The organism is Kushneria phyllosphaerae (assembly GCF_900312995.1).
Taxonomy (GTDB): domain Bacteria; phylum Pseudomonadota; class Gammaproteobacteria; order Pseudomonadales; family Halomonadaceae; genus Kushneria; species Kushneria phyllosphaerae.
In genome coordinates this window covers 569,160-587,405 of record NZ_ONZI01000004.1, presented here as the reverse complement: position 1 = coordinate 587,405, position 18,246 = coordinate 569,160, and the positions used below count along the sequence as shown (strand labels likewise).

Genomic DNA, 18,246 nt, shown 5'->3' with positions numbered 1-18,246 from the left:
TCTCAGGACTCCATGGAACAGTTGGTATCGGCAAGTCTGAGCCTGGTCGACAAGCGTTGTCCATGACGATCAAAAAGATGAAAGGGTCCCTGAAAGTTCAGACCGGTCACTTGGCCCACTTCTGGCAGCTCCATGCCGCCATGGCGCACTACCAGCCGTGCGTCATGTCCGCCAATGCGAACATGAACCAGACTTTCGGAGCCCAGCGGTTCCACCAGTTCGATACAGCCCTCTATATGCCCGTCCTCCAATGTCGTCAGCGCGATGTGCTCGGGCCGGATGCCTACGCTCAGTTCCCCCTTGAGCGGCTCATTGGTCTCTGCCGGCACTCTTGGCAGCCAGTCGGGCAGAGTATTTACGGAGAACGTCAGAAAGTTCATGGCCGGGGAGCCGATAAAACCGGCGACAAAGCGGGTAGCGGGCTTTCGAAACAGCGCCATCGGGGTGCCGACCTGCTCGACGCGTCCAGCGTTCATGACCACCAGCCGGTCGGCCATGGTCATGGCTTCGGTCTGGTCGTGGGTCACGTATAGCGAGGTGATGTTCAGGCGTTGTTGCAGGGCGCGAATTTCCTGGCGCATCTGAACGCGCAGACTGGCATCCAGGTTGGACAGCGGCTCGTCGAAGAGAAAAACACGCGGCTTTCGAATCACCGCACGCCCCATCGCCACGCGCTGTCGCTGGCCGCCCGAGAGCTGGCGGGGCTTGCGCTCCAGCAATGCACCGATGTCGAGAAGTTGTGCGGTGGCCTCAACGCGCTGGGCAATCTCTGCCTTCGGCGTGCCGCGATTTTTCAGGCTGTAGGCCAGGTTGTCAAAAACGCTCATGTGGGGATAGAGCGCATAGTTTTGAAAGACCATGGCGATATCACGCTCGGCCGGCTCCTGATCGTTGACGCACTCACCATCAATGACAAGCTCACCGCTGCTGATCGCTTCAAGACCTGCCACCATGCGCAAAAGCGTCGACTTGCCACAGCCTGATGGCCCGACCACCACAATCATCTCGCCATCATCGATGCTCAGATCGATGTCGTGAAGCACGTCAGTGCTGCCCGAGTAGCGCTTTCGAAGACGCCTGAGTTCCAGTCTTGCCATGTTATTTCTCCGTATCCACCAGTCCCTTGATGAACCAGCGCTGCATGAGAACGATCACCACCACCGGGGGCAGCAGTGCCAGCACCGTCATGGCGGTGGCCAAGTGCCAGGGCGGCGTGCCATCCATTGAAATCGTCAGTCGTTTGAGACTCATGACCACCGTGGCGTGATCGGCGCTGCTCATGGCGACCAGCGGCCACAGGTATTGATTCCATCCATAAATGAACATGATGACAAACAGGGCGGCGATATTGGTTCGGGACAAGGGCAGCAAAATATCGATGAAAAAGCGCCATGGTCCAGCGCCATCCACCCGGGCTGCTTCCATGAGTTCGGGCGGCAGCGTCATGAAAAACTGGCGAAAGAGAAAGGTTGCCGTGGCGCTGGCAATGAGCGGCAGCACCAGCCCCGGATAACTGTCGAGCAGGCCAAGATCGGCGACCACGCCGTAGGTCGGTACGATACGCACCTCAATGGGCAGCATCAGGGTGACAAAGATCAGCCAAAAACAGCAGCGGCGAAACGGAAAGCGAAAAAAGACCAGTGCATAGGCCGCAAGGATCGCAAAGACCAGTTTGCCGATGGCGATGCCGAGCGCCATCAATAGCGAATTGAGCATCAATTGCCAGGCCGGCACGCCCACGCCGCGCACCGGCTCGCTTAACAGCGTCAGGTAATGCTCAAGGCCGCTGCCGCCAAACCACAGCGGCAGGGTTCCGGAAAACAGGGCGCCGGGTGTCTGGGTCGAGGCCAGTACGGCAAGAACCACGGGCAGCATGAAGATCAATGCCCCGATGATCAAAATGGTGTGGGCCAGCACATCAAGGTTTGGTCGGTGATAGCGCATGACAAGGCTTCCTGACAGGGTTCGGTACGATTGAAAAGAGACTCAGTGGTACTGCACGCGGCGTTCGACGTAGCGAAACTGCACCAGCGTCAAAAGGCCGACCATCAGCATTAACAATACCGACTGAGCCGCCGAGCCGCCCAGGTCCAGGCCGACGATGCCATCCTGATAGAGCTTGTAGACCAGCGTGCGGGTCGCCCCTCCGGGGCCACCGCTGGTAGTGGTATCGATGGTGCCGAAAGTGTCGAAAAAGGCGTAGATCGTATTCATGACCAGCAAAAAGAAGCTGGTGGGCGAAATCAGTGGAAAGGTAATGGTCCAGAAGCGCCGCCAGGGACCTGCGCCATCAATGGCCGCCGCTTCCAGAAGACTTGCCGGAATGCCCTGAAGCCCTGCCAGAAAGAACACGAAGTTGTAGCTCATCTGTTGCCAGATGGCGGCGATGATCACCAGCGCCATGGCCTGATGACCGTTGAGCCTGAAATCCCAGTGAACGCCCAGCGCAGCCAGTGCCCGGCTCAGTACGCCCAGCGTGGGATCGAACATGAACATCCATAGAACACCCGCCGCAGCCGGTGCCACGGCGTAGGGCCAGATCAACAGTGTCCGGTAGACGCGACTGGCGCGCAGCACGCGATCGGCCATGGTGGCCAGCAACAGCGCAATGCCCATGGCCCCCAGCGCTACGCTGACACTGAAGATGGCCGTGTTGAACAGGGCCTCATGATAGCTTTGGGAGGCCAGCACGCGCGTGAAGTTGGCAAGGCCGGCAAAGGTTTCCCCCAGCCCGAAGGCGTCCTGCACATAAAGGGATTGCCGCAGGGCCGTGATGGCCGGCCAGAAAAAGAACACCAGCACGATAAGGAGCTGGGGCGCCATGAGCATCCATGGCGTGAGGCGATGACGTTGAAACGTGGACATGGATGGACAGGCGCATCTGAAAGGTGGCGTGAAAGGGCGAACACCTTCCCGGCGAGGTTGTCGCCGGGAAGGTCGGGATCAGCTAACGCTGCGCTCGAACTGCTCCAGAAGCTCATTGCCGCGGGTTGCGGCGTCATCGAGGGCCTGCTGAGCGCTCTTGTCACCATTGAGCGCCCGCTCGAGCTCCTCTTCGATGACGTCGCGAATCTGGGGCATGTTGCCCAGCCGCAGCCCGCGCGAGTTGTCGCTCGGCGTACCGCTGGTCATCTGCTTGAGCGCAATTTCGGTGCCGGGGTTTTCTTCATAGAAGTGCTGTTCGCGGGTCAGTGCATAGGCCTTGTCGGTAATGGGGAGATAGCCCGTGAACTGATGCCAGTCGGCCTGCACCTTCGGTGAGGAGAGATAATTGAAAAACTTTGCCACGCCCTGGTAGACCGCATCCTCCTGGCCCTTGAGCACCCATAGCGAGGCACCGCCAATGATCGAGTTTTTTGGCTGATCGATGACGTCAGGATCCCAGGGCAGAGGGGCAACGCCAAATTCAAAATTTTTGGTATTGTCACGAACGCTGGCGTAGCTGGCAGAAGACGCCATCAACATGGCGCAGTTGCCCGAGAAAAAGCGGGGAGAGGCCTGATCCTCGCGCCCGCCATAAGCAAACACGCCGCTTTTTTGCCAGTCGATCAGATCCTGAACGTGCTTGATCACGGCTTCACTTTTATTGAAGGTCAACCGCGCCGAAGGCCCGCCAAACCCGTTTTGTTCACTGGCAAACGGGATATTCTGGCGCGCCGCGAAGTTTTCGAGCTGAATCCAGCTTGGCCAGGTGGTGGTGAAACCGCAGCTGGCGGCGCCACTGTCGACGATTTTTTTGCCGGCTTCGGCCATTTCTTCCCAGGTGGTCGGCGGGGTATCAGGATTCAGACCTGCCTTTTCGAAAAGATCGCGGTTGTAGTAGACCACCGGTGTTGAGGAGTTAAACGGCAGCGACAGCATGTTGCCATCGGTGGTGCTGTAATAGCCGGTCACCGCCGGCAAATAGGCAGCAGGGTCAAAGGGCTGGTCGGTGTCGGCCATGAGCTGATAGACCGGATAGATGGCGCCGCGGGCATTCATCATGGTAGCCGTGCCGACTTCATAGACCTGAGTAATGGCCGGTGCATTGCCGGCACGAAAGGCCGCAATGGTCGAAGTCAGGTTCTCGCTGTAAGTGCCCTTGTAGACCGGCTTGACGACATAGTCGCTTTGCGACTGATTAAACCCATCGGCGATCTCGTTGACCTTGTCGCCCAGACTGCCTTCCATGGCATGCCACCAGACCACTTCGGTGGCCGCCATGGCCGGCGTTGCGCCCAGTGCCAGCGTGGACAGTGCCGCCACCCCGGCGATGCTCCTGAAACCCTTGACCATGTTGTGCTCCGCGTTGTCGTTATGGACGTTCCTGCTGCGCCGATATGCTGAAGGGCCGGCATGGCCATCATGTGGCGAACATGTGTCAGACATGTGACAACAGCGTCAGTATGAGGGCGCGGGCATCAATATCGACAAGAGGTTAGCCAGAGGTAAAAGGGGCATGGCATCATGGCACTTTTGAACGGTGGGCAGACGCAGCTTTGAAGATTTCATATATCACCGAATCACGGTCTCGGGATGCCTGCCTGGCCATGCTCTGTGCCAGCGTATTCGGGCGGGAAGCGGGACTTGCGCCCCTTGTAGAATTTGCCGGCGTGAGTCGACTGCTGGAGCAAGAATCGGCCCGTATCGTGGCGCTTTTTGACGACAGCAAAAAACTTTGCTCGGTGGCGCTTTTGACCCTTGAAGTGGAAGGGCGCGGGGTGGCTCTCAGGCTTCTGGCCACCCCCGAGAAAAAACGGGGTCGCGGCCATGGACGGCGGCTGGTCACAAGGCTTGGAGAGTCCACTGCCGTGCGGGTCACGACGTCGGACCCAAGGCTTGAAGCCTTTTTCACCACATTTGGTCTTGAGCGGTGGTATCGCCACGCTGGCAGCGAGCTGCGCACCGGTTTTAACGCGCGCTCCAGCGTTGACTCGCTGTCAATGGCGCCGGAAGTTGTCGACTTTCAGGCAGATGCCGTGCTGCGCGCCTTCAAGCGCGACCCCGCGGTTTTTGAGCGTTACAAGACACGCTTTGCCGAAGGCCTTGAGCATTTCAATACGTTGACCTGACCTGTCGATGCATTAAAAAACCCCGGCCATGGCCGGGGTTTTTTATGGATGAGATGATCGTTAGAACGTGACCCCGAAGTTACTCTGAATACTGGTGTGCCACTGATCATCAGCGGGCCCGATAAAGCCCAAGGCATTTTTGCCGGTGACGATGTCAAACCAGACATAGAACGGGTCGGCTGACAGCAGCATGCCCACATCATTGAGCTGCGGGTCCTGAATGCTGCCGCCATTGCCGGCGAAGTCATAATCGCCGTCGGGGCTGACATAGCTGTAGTCGTTGAAGAACGTCACGCTGCTGAATGGGCCCCAGTCGACGTCCATATCGTAGCCAAGGCTCGCCGAATAGATCTGTGCGGTGGCAGGAATCAGCCAGTTGCCGCCAAAGGAGCCGACCTGAACCGTGTCGCGGGAGACACCGGTCGGGTTTTTGGCGTGATATTCATAGTGAGTTGCCTGCAGCAGTGTGCTCCAGTTGCCGTACTTGCCGTTGAGCGACAGGGCCGTTGCCCAGTTGTCACCGCTATCGTTGGTGGTGTCGTTGTAGAACTGACCGCCACGCCCGGAAATCGCCAGCTCGGTGCTGTAGTCAGTGTCGTAGCCGAAGGTGTAGCCGAACCGCCCGGCGAGCTGATTAACGGCGCGATTGTCCTGATCTCCCTCTGGCACGGGGTTGGTCCCGTAATGCTCGTTACCGGTGCCCAGCTGGCTGTTCTTGAAAAAGGCCAGTGATGAGGTCCATTTTCCGGCATCGTGCTCCCATTTGAGACCGGCATTCTGGTTGTCGGCAAAGCCCATATAGTAGGGAAGGTTGCCGTACCAACCCATGTAGCCGAACTCGGAGCTGCCAAACGGAGACTGCACCAGGCCTAGCTGGAAGGTGTCCTCATCACTGGCGTTGTAGCCGACCCAGCCGTGATGCAGGAACTGATAGCCGTCATAAAAGCGATACTCCATCGAGTAGGGAATATCGTTGACCTCGCCATCCACCGTCAGGATGAACTTGCCGAAATCCATGTCGCCGGCACGATCTCGGCTGCCTTCGTTCCAGTCATCGAAATGGGTACTCAGCTCCAGCGTGCCGCCGATTTTGGTCTGCTGAAGCTGCTCAATGGCCGACTGGTTTTCTTCGGCGGTCGAGGGTACGCCGCTCTGGGTGCGGCCTTCGCTATTGGCCACCTGTTGGCCACCGCCGGACTGCTGTGTACTGTTGCTGGTATTCTGGCTGCTCTGCGAGGTGCCTGTATCTTGCGTGCTTTCCTGGCTGGCAGCAGCCTGCTGCTGTTCCAGTCGATCAAGGCGTTGCTGCATTTGCTGAAGCTGCGCGCGCAGTGCCTCGATGGTCTGCTGATCCTGTGGGGCGGCCTGTGCGGCGGTGGCCGCCATGGCTGTGGAGATACTCAGAGAGAGCACCAGTATTTTCAGGCGTCGTGAATCCGATTGGCTTGTCATGAACTGTTCCTTTGATCATTTTTATGTAGGCAGACATGGCGTCGTGTTGTTGTTGTGATACGCCCTGTCACTGGTAACGTATCACTGGCGGCCTGAGGGATAAATGTTGTTTGGCAAGAAGATCGCGGGCCGCTGACTGGGGCCGTGGAGGTCAACAGGTGCCATGAATGTAAAAAGGGCCCTTCTCCGGTAGTGGGAAGTGCCCTTTGATGTGTTGGCGGCAAGGCGTTGGTCAGCGCCGTCTCAGTCGGTCCAGATAGAGATAGACCACCGGGGTGGTATAAAGCGTCAGGATCTGGCTGACGATCAGGCCGCCCACAATGGAGATGCCCAGCGGGGCGCGCAGTGCGGCGTTTTCATCGGTACCGAACATCAGCGGCAAAGCGCCCAGAATGGCGGCCAGTGTGGTCATCATGATGGGTCGAAAGCGCACCAGGGCCGCTTCTCGAACGGCGTCCTGTGCAGAGAGACCACGTTCACGCTCGGCGTTCAGGGCAAAGTCGACCAGCATGATGGCGTTTTTCTTGACCACGCCAATCAACAGGATAATGCCGATCAGCGCAATCAGGGTGAAGGGCTTGCCCAGCCACATCAGTGCCAGAAGGGCGCCGATACCGCCCGAGGGCAGGGTGGAAAGGATTGTCAGCGGATGAATGTAGCTTTCATAAAGAATGCCCAGCACCAGATAGACCGTCACCAGCGCCGCCAGTATCAGCCAGGGCATGGCCTCCACACCGCTCTGGAAACTGGCGGCATTGCCTTCAAAGTCGGCCTGAATATCCGTGGGGAGATGCAGGCGATCGAGCCGGTCACTGATGATGTCGGTGGCGCTGGACAGCGACACGCCGTCACTCAAATTGAACGACACCGTGGTGGCGGCAAACTGCCCCTGATGGCTGACGCTGACCGGGCTGGTGCTGCGCTCATAGTGGCTGAAGGCCGACAGCGGGATGGGGCTGCCGTCATCGTTGATGATATGCATCATCTCCAGTGCCCTGGCCGAGCGCTGCCACTGCCGGGCAACTTCCAGCACCACATAGTACTGGTTAGTGCCTTCATAGACGCTGGCAATCTGTCCCTGAGCAAAGGCATTGCCCAAAAGGGTGTCGATATCACGCATGCTCAGCCCCAGCCGTGCGGCCAGATCGCGATCCACCACCAGCTTGATGGCTTGGCCGCCATCGCGACTGTCGCTGTCCACGCCGGTAATTTCCGAAATGCCACGCATGGCCTGTGCCACGCGTGGTGACCATTCCCGCAGCAGCGAGAGATCATCGCTTTTAAGCGTCAGCTCGTACTGGCTGTTGCTGGATGAGCGCCCGCCCATGCGTAGATCCTGCAGGCCGCGCATGAAAACCTGCACCCCCGGAATATTGCTCATCAGCCCGGAAAGCCGGTTGCCGTTGGCATTGGTATCGCCCGAGCGCTCCGGTTTCAATGTCACAAAAAGCGTGGCCGAATTCACGCCGCCGCCGGCCGGACCGCTGCCGCCCAGAAAGCCCAGCACGCTGGCGACCGAGTCATCGGCCAGCAGGCGGTCGCGGGCCGTGTCCAGCTTGGCCGACATGGCATCAAACGAGATGCTTTGATCACCGCGTACCGCGCCAATCAATCGGCCCGTGTCCTGATCGGGCACAAACCCCTTGTCGATGTGCACATACAAAAACCCGTTGAGTGCGATCACGGCCACCAGTGACAACAGCGTCAGGCGTCGATGGCGCAGGGCCACATCCAGCGTGCGCTCATAGCCTGCCAGAATGCGCTGGCCGCTACGCTCGACAAGATGCTGAAGTCGACCGGGCGGGCGTGCATGGATAGAGCCTTTCAGCCAGCGTGAACACAGCATCGGGGTCAGGGTCAGCGATACCAGCAGCGAGACCATGACGGCCGTGGCAAGCGTCACGGCAAACTCGTGAAAGAGCCGACCGATAAACCCGCCCAGAAATAGCAATGGCACGAAGACGGCCACTAGCGAGACGCTCATCGACAGCACCGTAAAGCCCACCTCGCGAGCGCCCAGCAGCGCGGCCTGGCGTACCTCCATGCCGGCTTCGATGTGTCTGGCAATGTTTTCCACTACCACAATGGCGTCATCGACCACAAAACCGATGGCAATGATCAGCGCCATCAGCGACAGCGTATTGAGCGAATAGCCCAGCAGATACATCACCATGAAGGTGCCCAGCAGTGACACCGGAATCACGGCGCTCGGGATCAGCGTGGCGCGCGCATTGCGCAGAAAGACAAACACCACCATGACCACCAGAAACACGGCCAGAATCAGGGTGATCTGGGTTTCCTGCAGCGAAGCGCTGATGCCAGGAGAGCGGTCCATTACCGTGTGCAGGTCGGCACTGGCGGGCAGGGCGTCGTAGATGCCGGGCAGGCGTGCCTTGATGCGATCGATGGTCTCGATCACATTGGCATCGCTGGCCGGGCTGACCACGATCACCACCGCGGGCTGGCGGTTGTAAAACCCGACGTTGTAGATGTCCTCGACGCTTTTTTCCACCCTGGCGACATCGCCAAGGCGCATGACGTGATCACCATCCCGAGCAATGATCAGGTCGCGATAGTTCTGAGGCTCGAACATCTGGGAGTCGGTATGAATACTCCAGCGATACCGCTCATCTTCGGTAAATCCGGTGGGCTGATTGCTGTTGGCGGCATTGATGGCGTCGCGAATCTGATCAAGGCCGATACCGGCATTTTCGAGCTTGCGCGGATTGATCGTGATCCTCACGGCCGGAGAAGAGCTGCCGCCGACGCTGACGCGGGAGACGCCGTCGACCTGGGCAATGCGCGGAGCAATGTCCTGATTGGCCAGGTTATAAAGCGTGCCCTTGTCGATCTCGGCGCTGGTCAGCGACAGCAGCATGATTGGTGAGTCGGCCGGGTTGAGCTTTCGAAGCCTGGGCGAGCTGGTCATGGCGCTGGGCAGCAGCGCCTCGGCCCGGTTGATGGCGGCCTGTACCTCGCGGGCGGCCTCGTTGATGTCCTTTTCCAGCTCGAACTGGATGATGACGCTGGTCGAGCCCTCCGAGCTTGACGAGGTCATCTGGGTGATCCCGGCAATCTGGCCCAGCGAGCGCTCCAGCGGCGTAGCCACCGTTGAGGCCATGGTCTCGGGGTTGGCCCCGGAGAGGCTGGCCGTGACCAGCACCGTTGGAAATGACACCGCCGGCAGAGGTGCCACCGGCAGGCGCACGTAGGAGAGCAGTCCGCCCAGAATGATCGCCAGTGTCAGAAGCGAGGTGGCGATGGGTCGCTGGATGAAAGGCGAAGACAGACTCATGAGGTGCGTCCATCGGCGGTGTCATCGCTGGCAGTCGTGTCGTTGCCGCGGGCAGTGACCCTGCCGGCCAGACGGTCAAAGAACAGATAGATGACCGGCGTGGTAAACAGCGTCAGCAGCTGACTGACCAACAGCCCACCCACCATGGCAAGCCCCAGGGGTTGGCGCAGCTCCGAACCGAAACCGCTGGAGAGCATCAGGGGAATGGCACCGAACAGGGCGGCAAAGGTGGTCATCATGATGGGGCGAAAGCGCAACAGGGCGGCCTGATAGATCGCCTCATGGGGATCAAGCCCCTGACGGCGCTGACCGTCGAGGGCAAAGTCGATCATCATGATGGCGTTTTTCTTGACGATACCGATCAGCAGGATGATACCGATGATGCCCACCATGCCCAGATCGTTGCCGGTGACCATCAGCGCCAGCAGCGCGCCGATGGCCGCGGATGGCAGGGTGGAGAGAATCGTCAGCGGATGGATATAGCTCTCATAGAGCACGCCCAGCACGATATACATCACCACCACAGCGGCCAGAATCAGCAGCAGCGTATTGGCCGTGGAGCCGGCAAATCCGAGTGCGGCGCCCTGATAGGCCAGCTGCGTATCCCGGTCAAGATCTGCCTGATGGCTGGCCTCGTCGATGGCATCAAAGGCCTCTGACAGTGAGTAGCCAGGCGCCACGTCAAAGGAGACGTTGGCGGCGGCAATACGGTTTTGTCGCGACATCGAAAGGCTGGTATAGCGCTGTTCGACACTGACCAGTGACGTCAGCGGCACCATGTCACCGCTGTCGGCCTCGAGATAGAGGCGGTCCAGCGCCGAGGGGCCACGCTGCTGCTCATCATCGACGTTCATCACCACCCGATACTGATTGGACTGGGTAAAGATGGTCGAGATCAGCCGCTGACCAAAGGCGTTATAGAGTGTGGCATCGATATCACTGACGCTGATGCCCAGCCGGCTGGCGCGATCGCGATCAATGTCGAGATACAGCTGCAGACCACGGCCCTGCAGATCCGAGGCCACTCCGGAAATGGCCGGTGACTGGCGAACGCGCTGAATCAGGGCGTCCACATCATGTGACAACCGCTCGGCATCGTTGTTGGTCACCGACATCTGGTACTGATAGCGACTGACGTTGTCATCCAGCGTCAGGTCCTGTAGCGGCTGCAGATAAAGCCGCATGCCGGCCACGGCGCGACTTTTCTCGCCAAGTCGCTTGATGACCTCCTGAGCGCCGTCCCTGTCGGCCAGCGGTTTGAGATTGATCTGAAATCGACCGGTGTTGAGCGTGCTGTTGTCCTCGTTGACGCCGATGGTCGAGGAGAGACTTTCCACTGCCGGGTCCTTGAGGATGATGTCCGCCAGGGCCTTTTGATGCTCGGCCATCGCGTCAAAGGAAATGGACTGATCGGCTTCGCTGATGCCGCGAATGGCACCGGTATCCTGCTGGGGAAAGAGCCCCTTGGGGATGGCCAGATACAACAGTGCCGTGACGGCAAAGGTGATCACGGCCACGGCAAGCGTCAGACGCTGATGGCTTAGCACCCATTGAAGCCCACGGTCGTAAAGGCGCAATAGTCGTCCAAAAAGACCGGCGTAGCTTTCGGCATGCGTCCGGGCCTCATCTTCCTGGTCGGCGCCGTCTTTCGGCGCTCGTGTCTTGAGCATTTTGGCGCACAGCATCGGGGTCAGCGTCAGGGAAATGAACGCTGAAATCACGATGGCGACGGCCAGTGTGATGGCAAACTCGCGGAACAGACGCCCCACCACATCCTGCATGAACAGCAGCGGAATCAGCACCGCCACCAGCGAGACGGTCAGCGAAATAATGGTGAAAAAGATCTGTTTGGCGCCCTTGAGCGCCGCATTTATGGGTGTTTCGCCCTTTTCCAGATAGCGAATGATGTTTTCCAGCACCACGATGGCATCGTCGATGACAAAGCCGGTCGCAATCGTCAGCGCCATCAGGGTGAGGTTATTAAGGCTGAAGCCTGCCAAATACATGACGCCAAAGGTGCCGATCAGCGACATGGGCACGGCCAGACTCGGAATGATGGTGGCCGGAATATTGCGCAGAAACAAAAAGGTGATGAGGATGACCAGCCCCACGGCCAGCACCAGCTCGAACTGGGTATCCTCGACCGAGGCGCGAATGGTCTGGGTGCGGTCGCTGAGCACCGAAATATCCACGCTGTCAGGCAGGCTCGCCTGCAGCTCGGGCAGCTGGCGGTGGATGTCATCGACCACGCTGGTGACATTGGCGCCGGGCTGGCGCTGAACGCTGATGATCAGCGCCGGTTCATGGTCGGCCCAGGCGGTCAGCCAGGCATTTTCCGATCCCTCGTGCACATTGGCGATATCGCGAAGGCGCAGCGGCATGTCGTTGTCATATTTGACGATCAGGTCACGGTACTGATCGGCAGAGGTCAGCTGATCGTTGGCATCGATCGTCAGCGCCCGATAGGGGCCGTACAACGTCCCCTTGGGCTGGTTGACGTTGGCCGCAGCAATGGCGTTGCGCACGGCCTCCATATCCAGACCATGTGCCGCCATTTTACGGGCATCGCCGTCGATACGAATGGCAGGTTCATGGCCGCCCGACAATGAGACCAGCCCGACCCCGCTGATCTGCGAAAGCCGCTGCACCAGGCGGGTATCCACCAGGTCATAAACGCGCGTCAGCGGCAGATTGTTCGAGCGCACCGCCAGAGTCATGACCGGTGCATCCGCCGGGTTGACCTTGCTGTAGCTGGGCGGCATGGGCAGATCATCGGGCAGCAGGTTGCTGGCCTGATTGAGGGCGGCCTGAACATCCTGCTCGGCCACGCCCAGATCACTGTCGAGGCCAAAGCGCAGGGTCACCAGCGAGGCGCCACCGGTACTGGTAGAGCGCATGTCCTCAAGACCGGAGATCTGGCCGAGCTGATCCTCCAGCGGCGAGGTGACATTGGAGAGCATGATCTCGGGGCTGGCCCCGGGGTAAAGCGTCGTGACCTGGATGGTGGGGTAATCCACCTCCGGCAGGGAGGCCACCGGCAGCAGCCGGTAGGCCATGACGCCGGCCAGCAGAATGGCCAGCATGATCAGCGATGTCGCAACCGGTCGAACAATAAAAAGACGCGACGGGTTCATGACGATCGATCACCCTTGTCTTCGGGCGCGTCAGTGGCCTTTAACTGACCTTCGTTGGTGGATTCTCCTGCCGGTGGTGTCTCGTCGCCGGCATCGCTTTCGCCCGGCAGATGGTTGCTGACCACATTGACGATGGCGCCATCGCGCAGTCGATCCACGCCATCCACCACGACGCGGTCGCCGACCTTGAGTCCCGAGTCGATCACGGCATGCAGGTCATCACTGGCCCCCACGGTAACGCTGCGCTGGTGCACGGTATTTTTGTCATCCACCACATAGACATGGTTACCGGATTCACTGTTCTGAATGGCGGTTTCGGGAACAATCACCACGTTTTCCAGCGTGGCGAGGGTGAGCTCCACGTTGACAAAGGCGTTGGGGAAAAGCTGCTCGTCGTCGTTGTTCAGCCGCGCGCGCAGCCGTACCGTGCCGGTATCGGTATTGATGGCGCTATCGATGCTGGTCAGCTCGCCTCTGGTGATCGTGTCGGTCGCACTGTCATTCATGACACTGACCATCATGGGGCCCTGCTGCATGCTGTTGCGAACCCGGGAGAGGTATTGGCCGGGCAGGGAAAACACCACCGAAATGGGGTTGAGCGAGGTCAGCATGGCGATGGGGTCATCATCCCCGGTCGAGACGATATTGCCCGGGTCAACGTTGCGCAGGCCAATGATGCCGGCGGCCGGGGCACGAACCGTGGTGTAGTCCAGCTGAACCCGCGCGTCCTGCACGCTGGCGCGCGAGGCCTCCACGGCCCCCTGATACTGACGCACCAGCTGGCGCTGTGTCTCGACATCCTGGCGCGAGACATTATTGGCGCGGGCGAGATTCTCGTAGCGTTTCAGGTCCTCACGCGCCGTGGCCAGCTGTGCCTGATTCTGGGTCAGTTCGGCATTGGCCTGGGCCAGCTGCGCCTGATAGGTGCGATCATCGATATGCGCCAGCACCTGATCCTTTTCAACGCTTTGGCCTTCCCTGAAGTCTACCGAGACCAGCTCGCCCTCAACCCGCGGGCGAACCTCAATGCTTGAAAGCGAGCGCACGGTGCCCAGCGCGTTCAGAGTGACCGGAAAGTCTCCCTGCTGTGCGGCGACCGCCGCCACGGCAGCCCGTGGCATGGACGCACCTGATTCGGTCTTGTCATCACTGTCCGGTGTGTCGCGCAGGAAAAACCACCACAGGGCGATCAGACCGATCAGAACCAGCAGGGTCCAGAAAAGCACGCGCTTGACGGATACACGGTGCGTTGAAGGGTGAGGCATGCGTCCACTTCCGTTGTCAGGCTGTTGTTTTCCCACGGCAGGCGCCAAATGAGCGCCGGTCGGCGGATAGTGTCAGGGTAATGTTGTCATGAATGATCAGGGCGATACCGGGTGTCATGTGAGAAATTGCCAACACCCTGTGGAATGACATTCTTTGCGCCCGAAGACGGCATTCTATCGTATCGTTGAGGCCTTTGGCCTGAAAAGGCGTAATGCAGACCGGGTATTGTAGCGGACGACAAAGGTAGTTTAACTACAAAGACGAGACAATTCGGATAAACTAATCCATTCCCACTTGAGACCGTGACAGGCGAGGTTTTCATGCACACCACCCTGACCCGCGTAACCCAGCGCATCATCGAGCGTTCTGCCCCGCGTCGTGCCCTGTATGAAGCCCGCATGCAGGCACAGCATCGCCGTGGTGTTCATCGTGGTGCGCTTGACTGCGGCAATCTGGCCCATGGCTTTGCGGCCTGCAGTGCCTCCGACAAGCAGCAGCTCAAGCTGACCAACAGCGCCAACCTGGGCATCGTGACGTCCTATAACGATATGCTTTCGGCCCACCAGCCCTTTGAGCAATTCCCCGATGTCATTCGCCAGGCGGCGCGTCGCATGGGGTCAACGGCGCAGGTGGCCGGTGGTGTGCCGGCCATGTGTGACGGGGTCACTCAGGGCCAGCCCGGCATGGAGCTGTCGCTCTTTTCGCGCGACAGCATCGCCCGGAGCGCCGCCATCGGGCTTTCCCACAACATGTTCGATGCGGCCCTCTTTTTAGGGGTGTGCGACAAGATCATCCCCGGTCTTTTCATCGCGGCGGCACGCTTTGGGCATCTGCCAGCAATCTTTGTTCCCGCAGGTCCGATGCCCAGTGGCCTGCCCAACAAGGAAAAGGCGCGCATTCGTCAAAAGTTTGCCGAAGGCAAGGTTGGCCGCGCCGAGCTGCTGGAGTCGGAGTCGGCCTCCTACCATGCGCCCGGTACCTGTACCTTTTACGGCACGGCCAACTCCAATCAGCTGATGATGGAGATCATGGGGCTGCATCTGCCGGGGTCCTCGTTTGTTAACCCGAATACGCCCCTGCGTGAAGCCCTGACTGCCCATGCCACTGAGCGTGCCATCAAGAATTCCGAGCCGGGCGGTGGCTATCTTCCCTTCTGGCAGCAGATCGATGCGCGCGCCATCGTCAATGCGCTGGTAGGGCTTCTGGCCTCGGGGGGATCGACCAACCATACCCTGCACCTGATTGCCATGGCCGGCGCGGCCGGCATTACGCTGAACTGGGACGACTTTGCCGAACTGTCAGCGGTAGTGCCCAGTCTGATGCATATCTATCCAAGCGGTCAGGCGGATGTGAATCACTTCCACGCCGCCGGCGGCATGAGCGTACTGATCCGTGAGCTGCTCAAGGGCGAACTGCTCCACGGTGATATCAGGACCGTCACGGGTAAAACGCTGGCACAAAGCTACACCCGGGAACCCTTTCTGGAAGGGGAGGAGCTGGTCTGGCGCGAGGGCCCGGCTGAAAGCCTTGATCCGGAAGTGCTGACTGATGTCGCACATCCCTTTTCGCCCACGGGTGGGCTTACGGTGCTGGATGGCAACCTTGGGCGTGGCGTGATCAAGGTCTCGGCGGTCAAGCCGGAGTTTCGCATCATCGAGGCGCCTGTGCGGGTATTTGCCGATCAGGAGGCGCTCAAGACGGCCTTCAACAACGGCGAGCTCGAGCGTGACTTCATTGCCGTGGTGCGGTTTCAGGGGCCGCGCGCCAACGGCATGCCGGAGCTTCACAAGCTCACACCCTATTTGGGCTCGCTGCTGGATCGAGGCTTTCGGGTCGCGCTGGTCACCGATGGGCGCATGTCAGGCGCGTCCGGTAAGGTACCTGCCGCGATTCACATGACGCCAGAGGCGCTCGACGGCGGGCCGCTGTCACGCCTGCGTGATGGTGATATGGTGCGACTCGATTCGATTGACGGACACCTTGAGGTGCTCATCGATGCCGAGGAATTTGCCGCAAGGCCGTGTGCCCGGGCCGATCTCGAGCAGTATCATCATGGTATGGGACGCGAGATGTTTGCCGGTATGCGTCAGCTTGTTGGCAGCGCCGAGGAGGGGGCCAGCACCTTTGGCGGCTTCGAAGCGGCCGAAATAACGGCGGTCTCGCCTGCTGAAAGGGCACACTCTCCGCTCTGAGCCAGTGGCCAGGGATGAAAAACACCGGGCTCATGCCCGGTGTTTTTATTGGCAGGCCAACTCTAGACTACGGATGCGCCTTCATTGTTTCGGCGTCACGTGCGTTCTGATTGGCTTTTTGCGCCGTGTGAAATGTGACGTTCTTCAGGGGCGCCAGCGGTTCGCGACCACGAACAGCATCGGAGAGTTTCTCCGCCATCATGATGGTGGTGGCATTCAGATTGCCGGTCACGATGACAGGCATGAGGGAGGCATCAATCACGCGCAGGCCTTCCATGCCATGGACACGGCCTTGACCGTCGACCACGGCTTCGGGGCCTTCGCCCATCCGGCAACTGCCGCAGGGATGGTAAGCCGTTTCGGCATGGTCGCGCACGAAGGCATCGAGCTGCTCATCGCTTTGGGCATCCGCGCCGGGCGCAATTTCACGGCCGCGATACGGGTCCATGGCCGGCTGTTCGATGATGCGCCGAGTAACTCGAATAGCGTCGCGAAACTCTTCCCAGTCACGCTCATCACTCATGTAGTTAAAGAGAATGCTGGGCGCCTCAATCGGGTTGCGCGATTTGATTTTGATCCGGCCGCGGCTTTTTGAACGCATGGACCCCACGTGGGCCTGAAAGCCATGCGCCTGCACGGCACTCTTGCCGTTGTAGCTGATGGCACACGGCAAAAAGTGATACTGCAGGTTAGGCCAGGATTCCCCTTCATCGGTACGAATGAAACCACCGGCTTCGAACTGGTTGCTGGCCCCGATGCCCTTGCCCTGGAACAGCCACTGCGCGCCGATTTTGGGCTGGTTGTACCACTTCAGCGCCGAATAAAGCGTAATGGGCTGCTTGCACTCGTACTGAATGTACATCTCCAGGTGGTCCTGCAGATTTTTACCCACCCCTGGCAGCGCATGCACCACATCGATGCTCATCTCTTCAAGCCAGTCGGGGTCACCGACCCCAGAGCGCTGCAGGATGGCCGGTGACGCGATGGCGCCTGCACACAACAGCACTTCACGATGGGCATGCACCTGCTCGTCTTGCCCCTTTCGCGAGTAGGCAACGCCTGTGGCCTTTTTGCCCTCGAACAGAATGCGATCGGTCATCGCGCGCGTTTCGATGGTCAGGTTGCTGCGATGACGAGCGATATCCAGATAGCCGCGGGCCGTCGAGGAGCGTCGACCGTTGGGCGTGGTGGTGCGATCCATCGGGCCGAAGCCTTCCTGCTTGTAGCCGTTGAGATCGTCGGTTTCCCCGTAGCCTGCCTGCTTGCCGGCTTCGATGAAGGCTCGATTGACCGGATTGGTGGTCGGTTTTGGGGTGGCCACATGAACCGGCCCGTGATCGCCGTGATAGTCATTGCCGCCGATATCCCGGGTTTCGGCCTTTTTGTAGTAGGGCAGGCAGTTGGCGTAGGTCCAGTCATCAAGACCGGGCTGCTCGGCCCAGCCTTCCAGGTCCATGGCATTGCCGCGGATATAGCACATGCCATTGATCAGCGATGAACCGCCCAGACCCTTGCCGCGCCCACACTCCATGCGACGGTTGTTCATGAAGGGCTCGGGGTCGGTCTCAAACGCCCAGTTGTACTGTTTGCCCTGTAGCGGATAGGCCAGTGCCGCTGGCATCTGGGTCCGAAAGTCCAGACGATAGTCCGGGCCGCCGGCTTCCAGCAGCAGGACCGTCACGTCGTCATCTTCGGTCAGGCGCGCCGCCAGGACGTTACCGGCTGAACCGGCCCCGATAATGATGTAGTCATATTCGCGAGTGTGAGCCATAAAGCCCTCCCGGTGTGCCATGGGCAGTTGATCGAAAGTGGCAGGCCTCATGGAGGCCTGCCCTGTCAAAACGGGAAGCCGCCGC

Annotated in this window: 11 protein-coding genes; 2 read left to right on the top strand and 9 right to left on the bottom strand. The window is 59.7% G+C overall.

Annotated features, from left to right (window positions below; translation table 11 throughout):
* Positions 1-2: 2 nt before the first annotated feature.
* From KSP9073_RS15865 to ugpB, 4 genes are all read right to left on the bottom strand, one after another.
* Positions 3-1,097, bottom strand: coding sequence for an ABC transporter ATP-binding protein (locus KSP9073_RS15865; RefSeq protein WP_108843915.1), 1,095 nt, complete (start codon positions 1,095-1,097; stop codon positions 3-5).
* A 1-nt stretch (position 1,098) separates the two neighbouring features.
* Positions 1,099-1,944 carry a sn-glycerol-3-phosphate ABC transporter permease UgpE gene (gene ugpE / locus KSP9073_RS15860; RefSeq protein WP_108843914.1) on the bottom strand — a complete coding sequence of 282 codons (846 nt, stop codon included), beginning with the start codon at positions 1,942-1,944 and terminating at the stop codon, positions 1,099-1,101.
* Positions 1,945-1,986: 42 nt separating this feature from the next.
* A complete protein-coding gene (gene ugpA, locus KSP9073_RS15855) occupies positions 1,987-2,865 on the bottom strand; it encodes a sn-glycerol-3-phosphate ABC transporter permease UgpA (protein ID WP_108843913.1) in 879 nt (292 codons plus the stop codon).
* 78 nt (positions 2,866-2,943) lie between these two features.
* Positions 2,944-4,275, bottom strand: coding sequence for a sn-glycerol-3-phosphate ABC transporter substrate-binding protein UgpB (ugpB, locus tag KSP9073_RS15850; protein WP_108843912.1), 1,332 nt, complete (start codon positions 4,273-4,275; stop codon positions 2,944-2,946).
* Between the two features lie 254 nt (positions 4,276-4,529).
* Here ugpB and KSP9073_RS15845 point away from each other — a divergent pair, with 254 nt between their 5' ends.
* The gene (locus KSP9073_RS15845; RefSeq protein WP_133241040.1) at positions 4,530-5,051 is read left to right on the top strand and encodes a hypothetical protein; all 522 of its coding nucleotides are present in this window, start codon (positions 4,530-4,532) and stop codon (positions 5,049-5,051) included.
* Between the two features lie 60 nt (positions 5,052-5,111).
* Here KSP9073_RS15845 and KSP9073_RS15840 read toward each other — a convergent pair whose 3' ends face one another.
* From KSP9073_RS15840 to KSP9073_RS15825, 4 genes are all read right to left on the bottom strand, one after another.
* On the bottom strand, positions 5,112-6,503 hold the full coding sequence (locus tag KSP9073_RS15840) for a hypothetical protein (protein WP_108843910.1): 1,392 nt from the start codon (positions 6,501-6,503) through the stop codon (positions 5,112-5,114).
* A 232-nt stretch (positions 6,504-6,735) separates the two neighbouring features.
* Entirely contained in the window at positions 6,736-9,798 is a 3,063-nt protein-coding gene (locus tag KSP9073_RS15835; protein WP_108843909.1) for an efflux RND transporter permease subunit, read from the bottom strand.
* Positions 9,795-12,932 carry a multidrug efflux RND transporter permease subunit gene (locus tag KSP9073_RS15830; protein WP_108843908.1) on the bottom strand — a complete coding sequence of 1,046 codons (3,138 nt, stop codon included), beginning with the start codon at positions 12,930-12,932 and terminating at the stop codon, positions 9,795-9,797. Before KSP9073_RS15830 ends, KSP9073_RS15835 begins: the two co-directional genes overlap by 4 nt.
* Positions 12,929-14,197 carry an efflux RND transporter periplasmic adaptor subunit gene (locus KSP9073_RS15825; protein ID WP_108843907.1) on the bottom strand — a complete coding sequence of 423 codons (1,269 nt, stop codon included), beginning with the start codon at positions 14,195-14,197 and terminating at the stop codon, positions 12,929-12,931. Before KSP9073_RS15825 ends, KSP9073_RS15830 begins: the two co-directional genes overlap by 4 nt.
* A 321-nt stretch (positions 14,198-14,518) precedes the next feature.
* Between KSP9073_RS15825 and edd the strand changes: the two genes are divergently transcribed.
* Positions 14,519-16,390, top strand: coding sequence for a phosphogluconate dehydratase (gene edd, locus KSP9073_RS15820; RefSeq protein ID WP_108843906.1), 1,872 nt, complete (start codon positions 14,519-14,521; stop codon positions 16,388-16,390).
* 67 nt (positions 16,391-16,457) lie between these two features.
* Here the strand turns inward: edd and betA are convergent, their stop codons facing one another.
* Positions 16,458-18,161, bottom strand: a complete 1,704-nt coding sequence (gene betA / locus KSP9073_RS15815) for a choline dehydrogenase (protein WP_108844000.1) — start codon at positions 18,159-18,161, stop codon at positions 16,458-16,460.
* Positions 18,162-18,246: the final 85 nt, after the last annotated feature.

Excerpts from the sequence above, each read along its gene's own strand:
- ugpE (WP_108843914.1), bottom strand. The coding sequence starts at position 1,944 with ATGCGCTATCACCGACCAAACCTTGATGTGCTGGCCCACACCATTTTG.
- ugpB (WP_108843912.1), bottom strand. The coding sequence starts at position 4,275 with ATGGTCAAGGGTTTCAGGAGCATCGCCGGGGTGGCGGCACTGTCCACG.
- ugpA (WP_108843913.1), bottom strand. The coding sequence starts at position 2,865 with ATGTCCACGTTTCAACGTCATCGCCTCACGCCATGGATGCTCATGGCG.
- KSP9073_RS15865 (WP_108843915.1), bottom strand. The coding sequence starts at position 1,097 with ATGGCAAGACTGGAACTCAGGCGTCTTCGAAAGCGCTACTCGGGCAGC.
- KSP9073_RS15845 (WP_133241040.1), top strand. The coding sequence starts at position 4,530 with ATGCTCTGTGCCAGCGTATTCGGGCGGGAAGCGGGACTTGCGCCCCTT.
- KSP9073_RS15840 (WP_108843910.1), bottom strand. The coding sequence starts at position 6,503 with ATGACAAGCCAATCGGATTCACGACGCCTGAAAATACTGGTGCTCTCT.
- KSP9073_RS15825 (WP_108843907.1), bottom strand. The coding sequence starts at position 14,197 with ATGCCTCACCCTTCAACGCACCGTGTATCCGTCAAGCGCGTGCTTTTC.
- KSP9073_RS15835 (WP_108843909.1), bottom strand. The coding sequence starts at position 9,798 with ATGAGTCTGTCTTCGCCTTTCATCCAGCGACCCATCGCCACCTCGCTT.
- betA (WP_108844000.1), bottom strand. The coding sequence starts at position 18,161 with ATGGCTCACACTCGCGAATATGACTACATCATTATCGGGGCCGGTTCA.
- edd (WP_108843906.1), top strand. The coding sequence starts at position 14,519 with ATGCACACCACCCTGACCCGCGTAACCCAGCGCATCATCGAGCGTTCT.
- KSP9073_RS15830 (WP_108843908.1), bottom strand. The coding sequence starts at position 12,932 with ATGAACCCGTCGCGTCTTTTTATTGTTCGACCGGTTGCGACATCGCTG.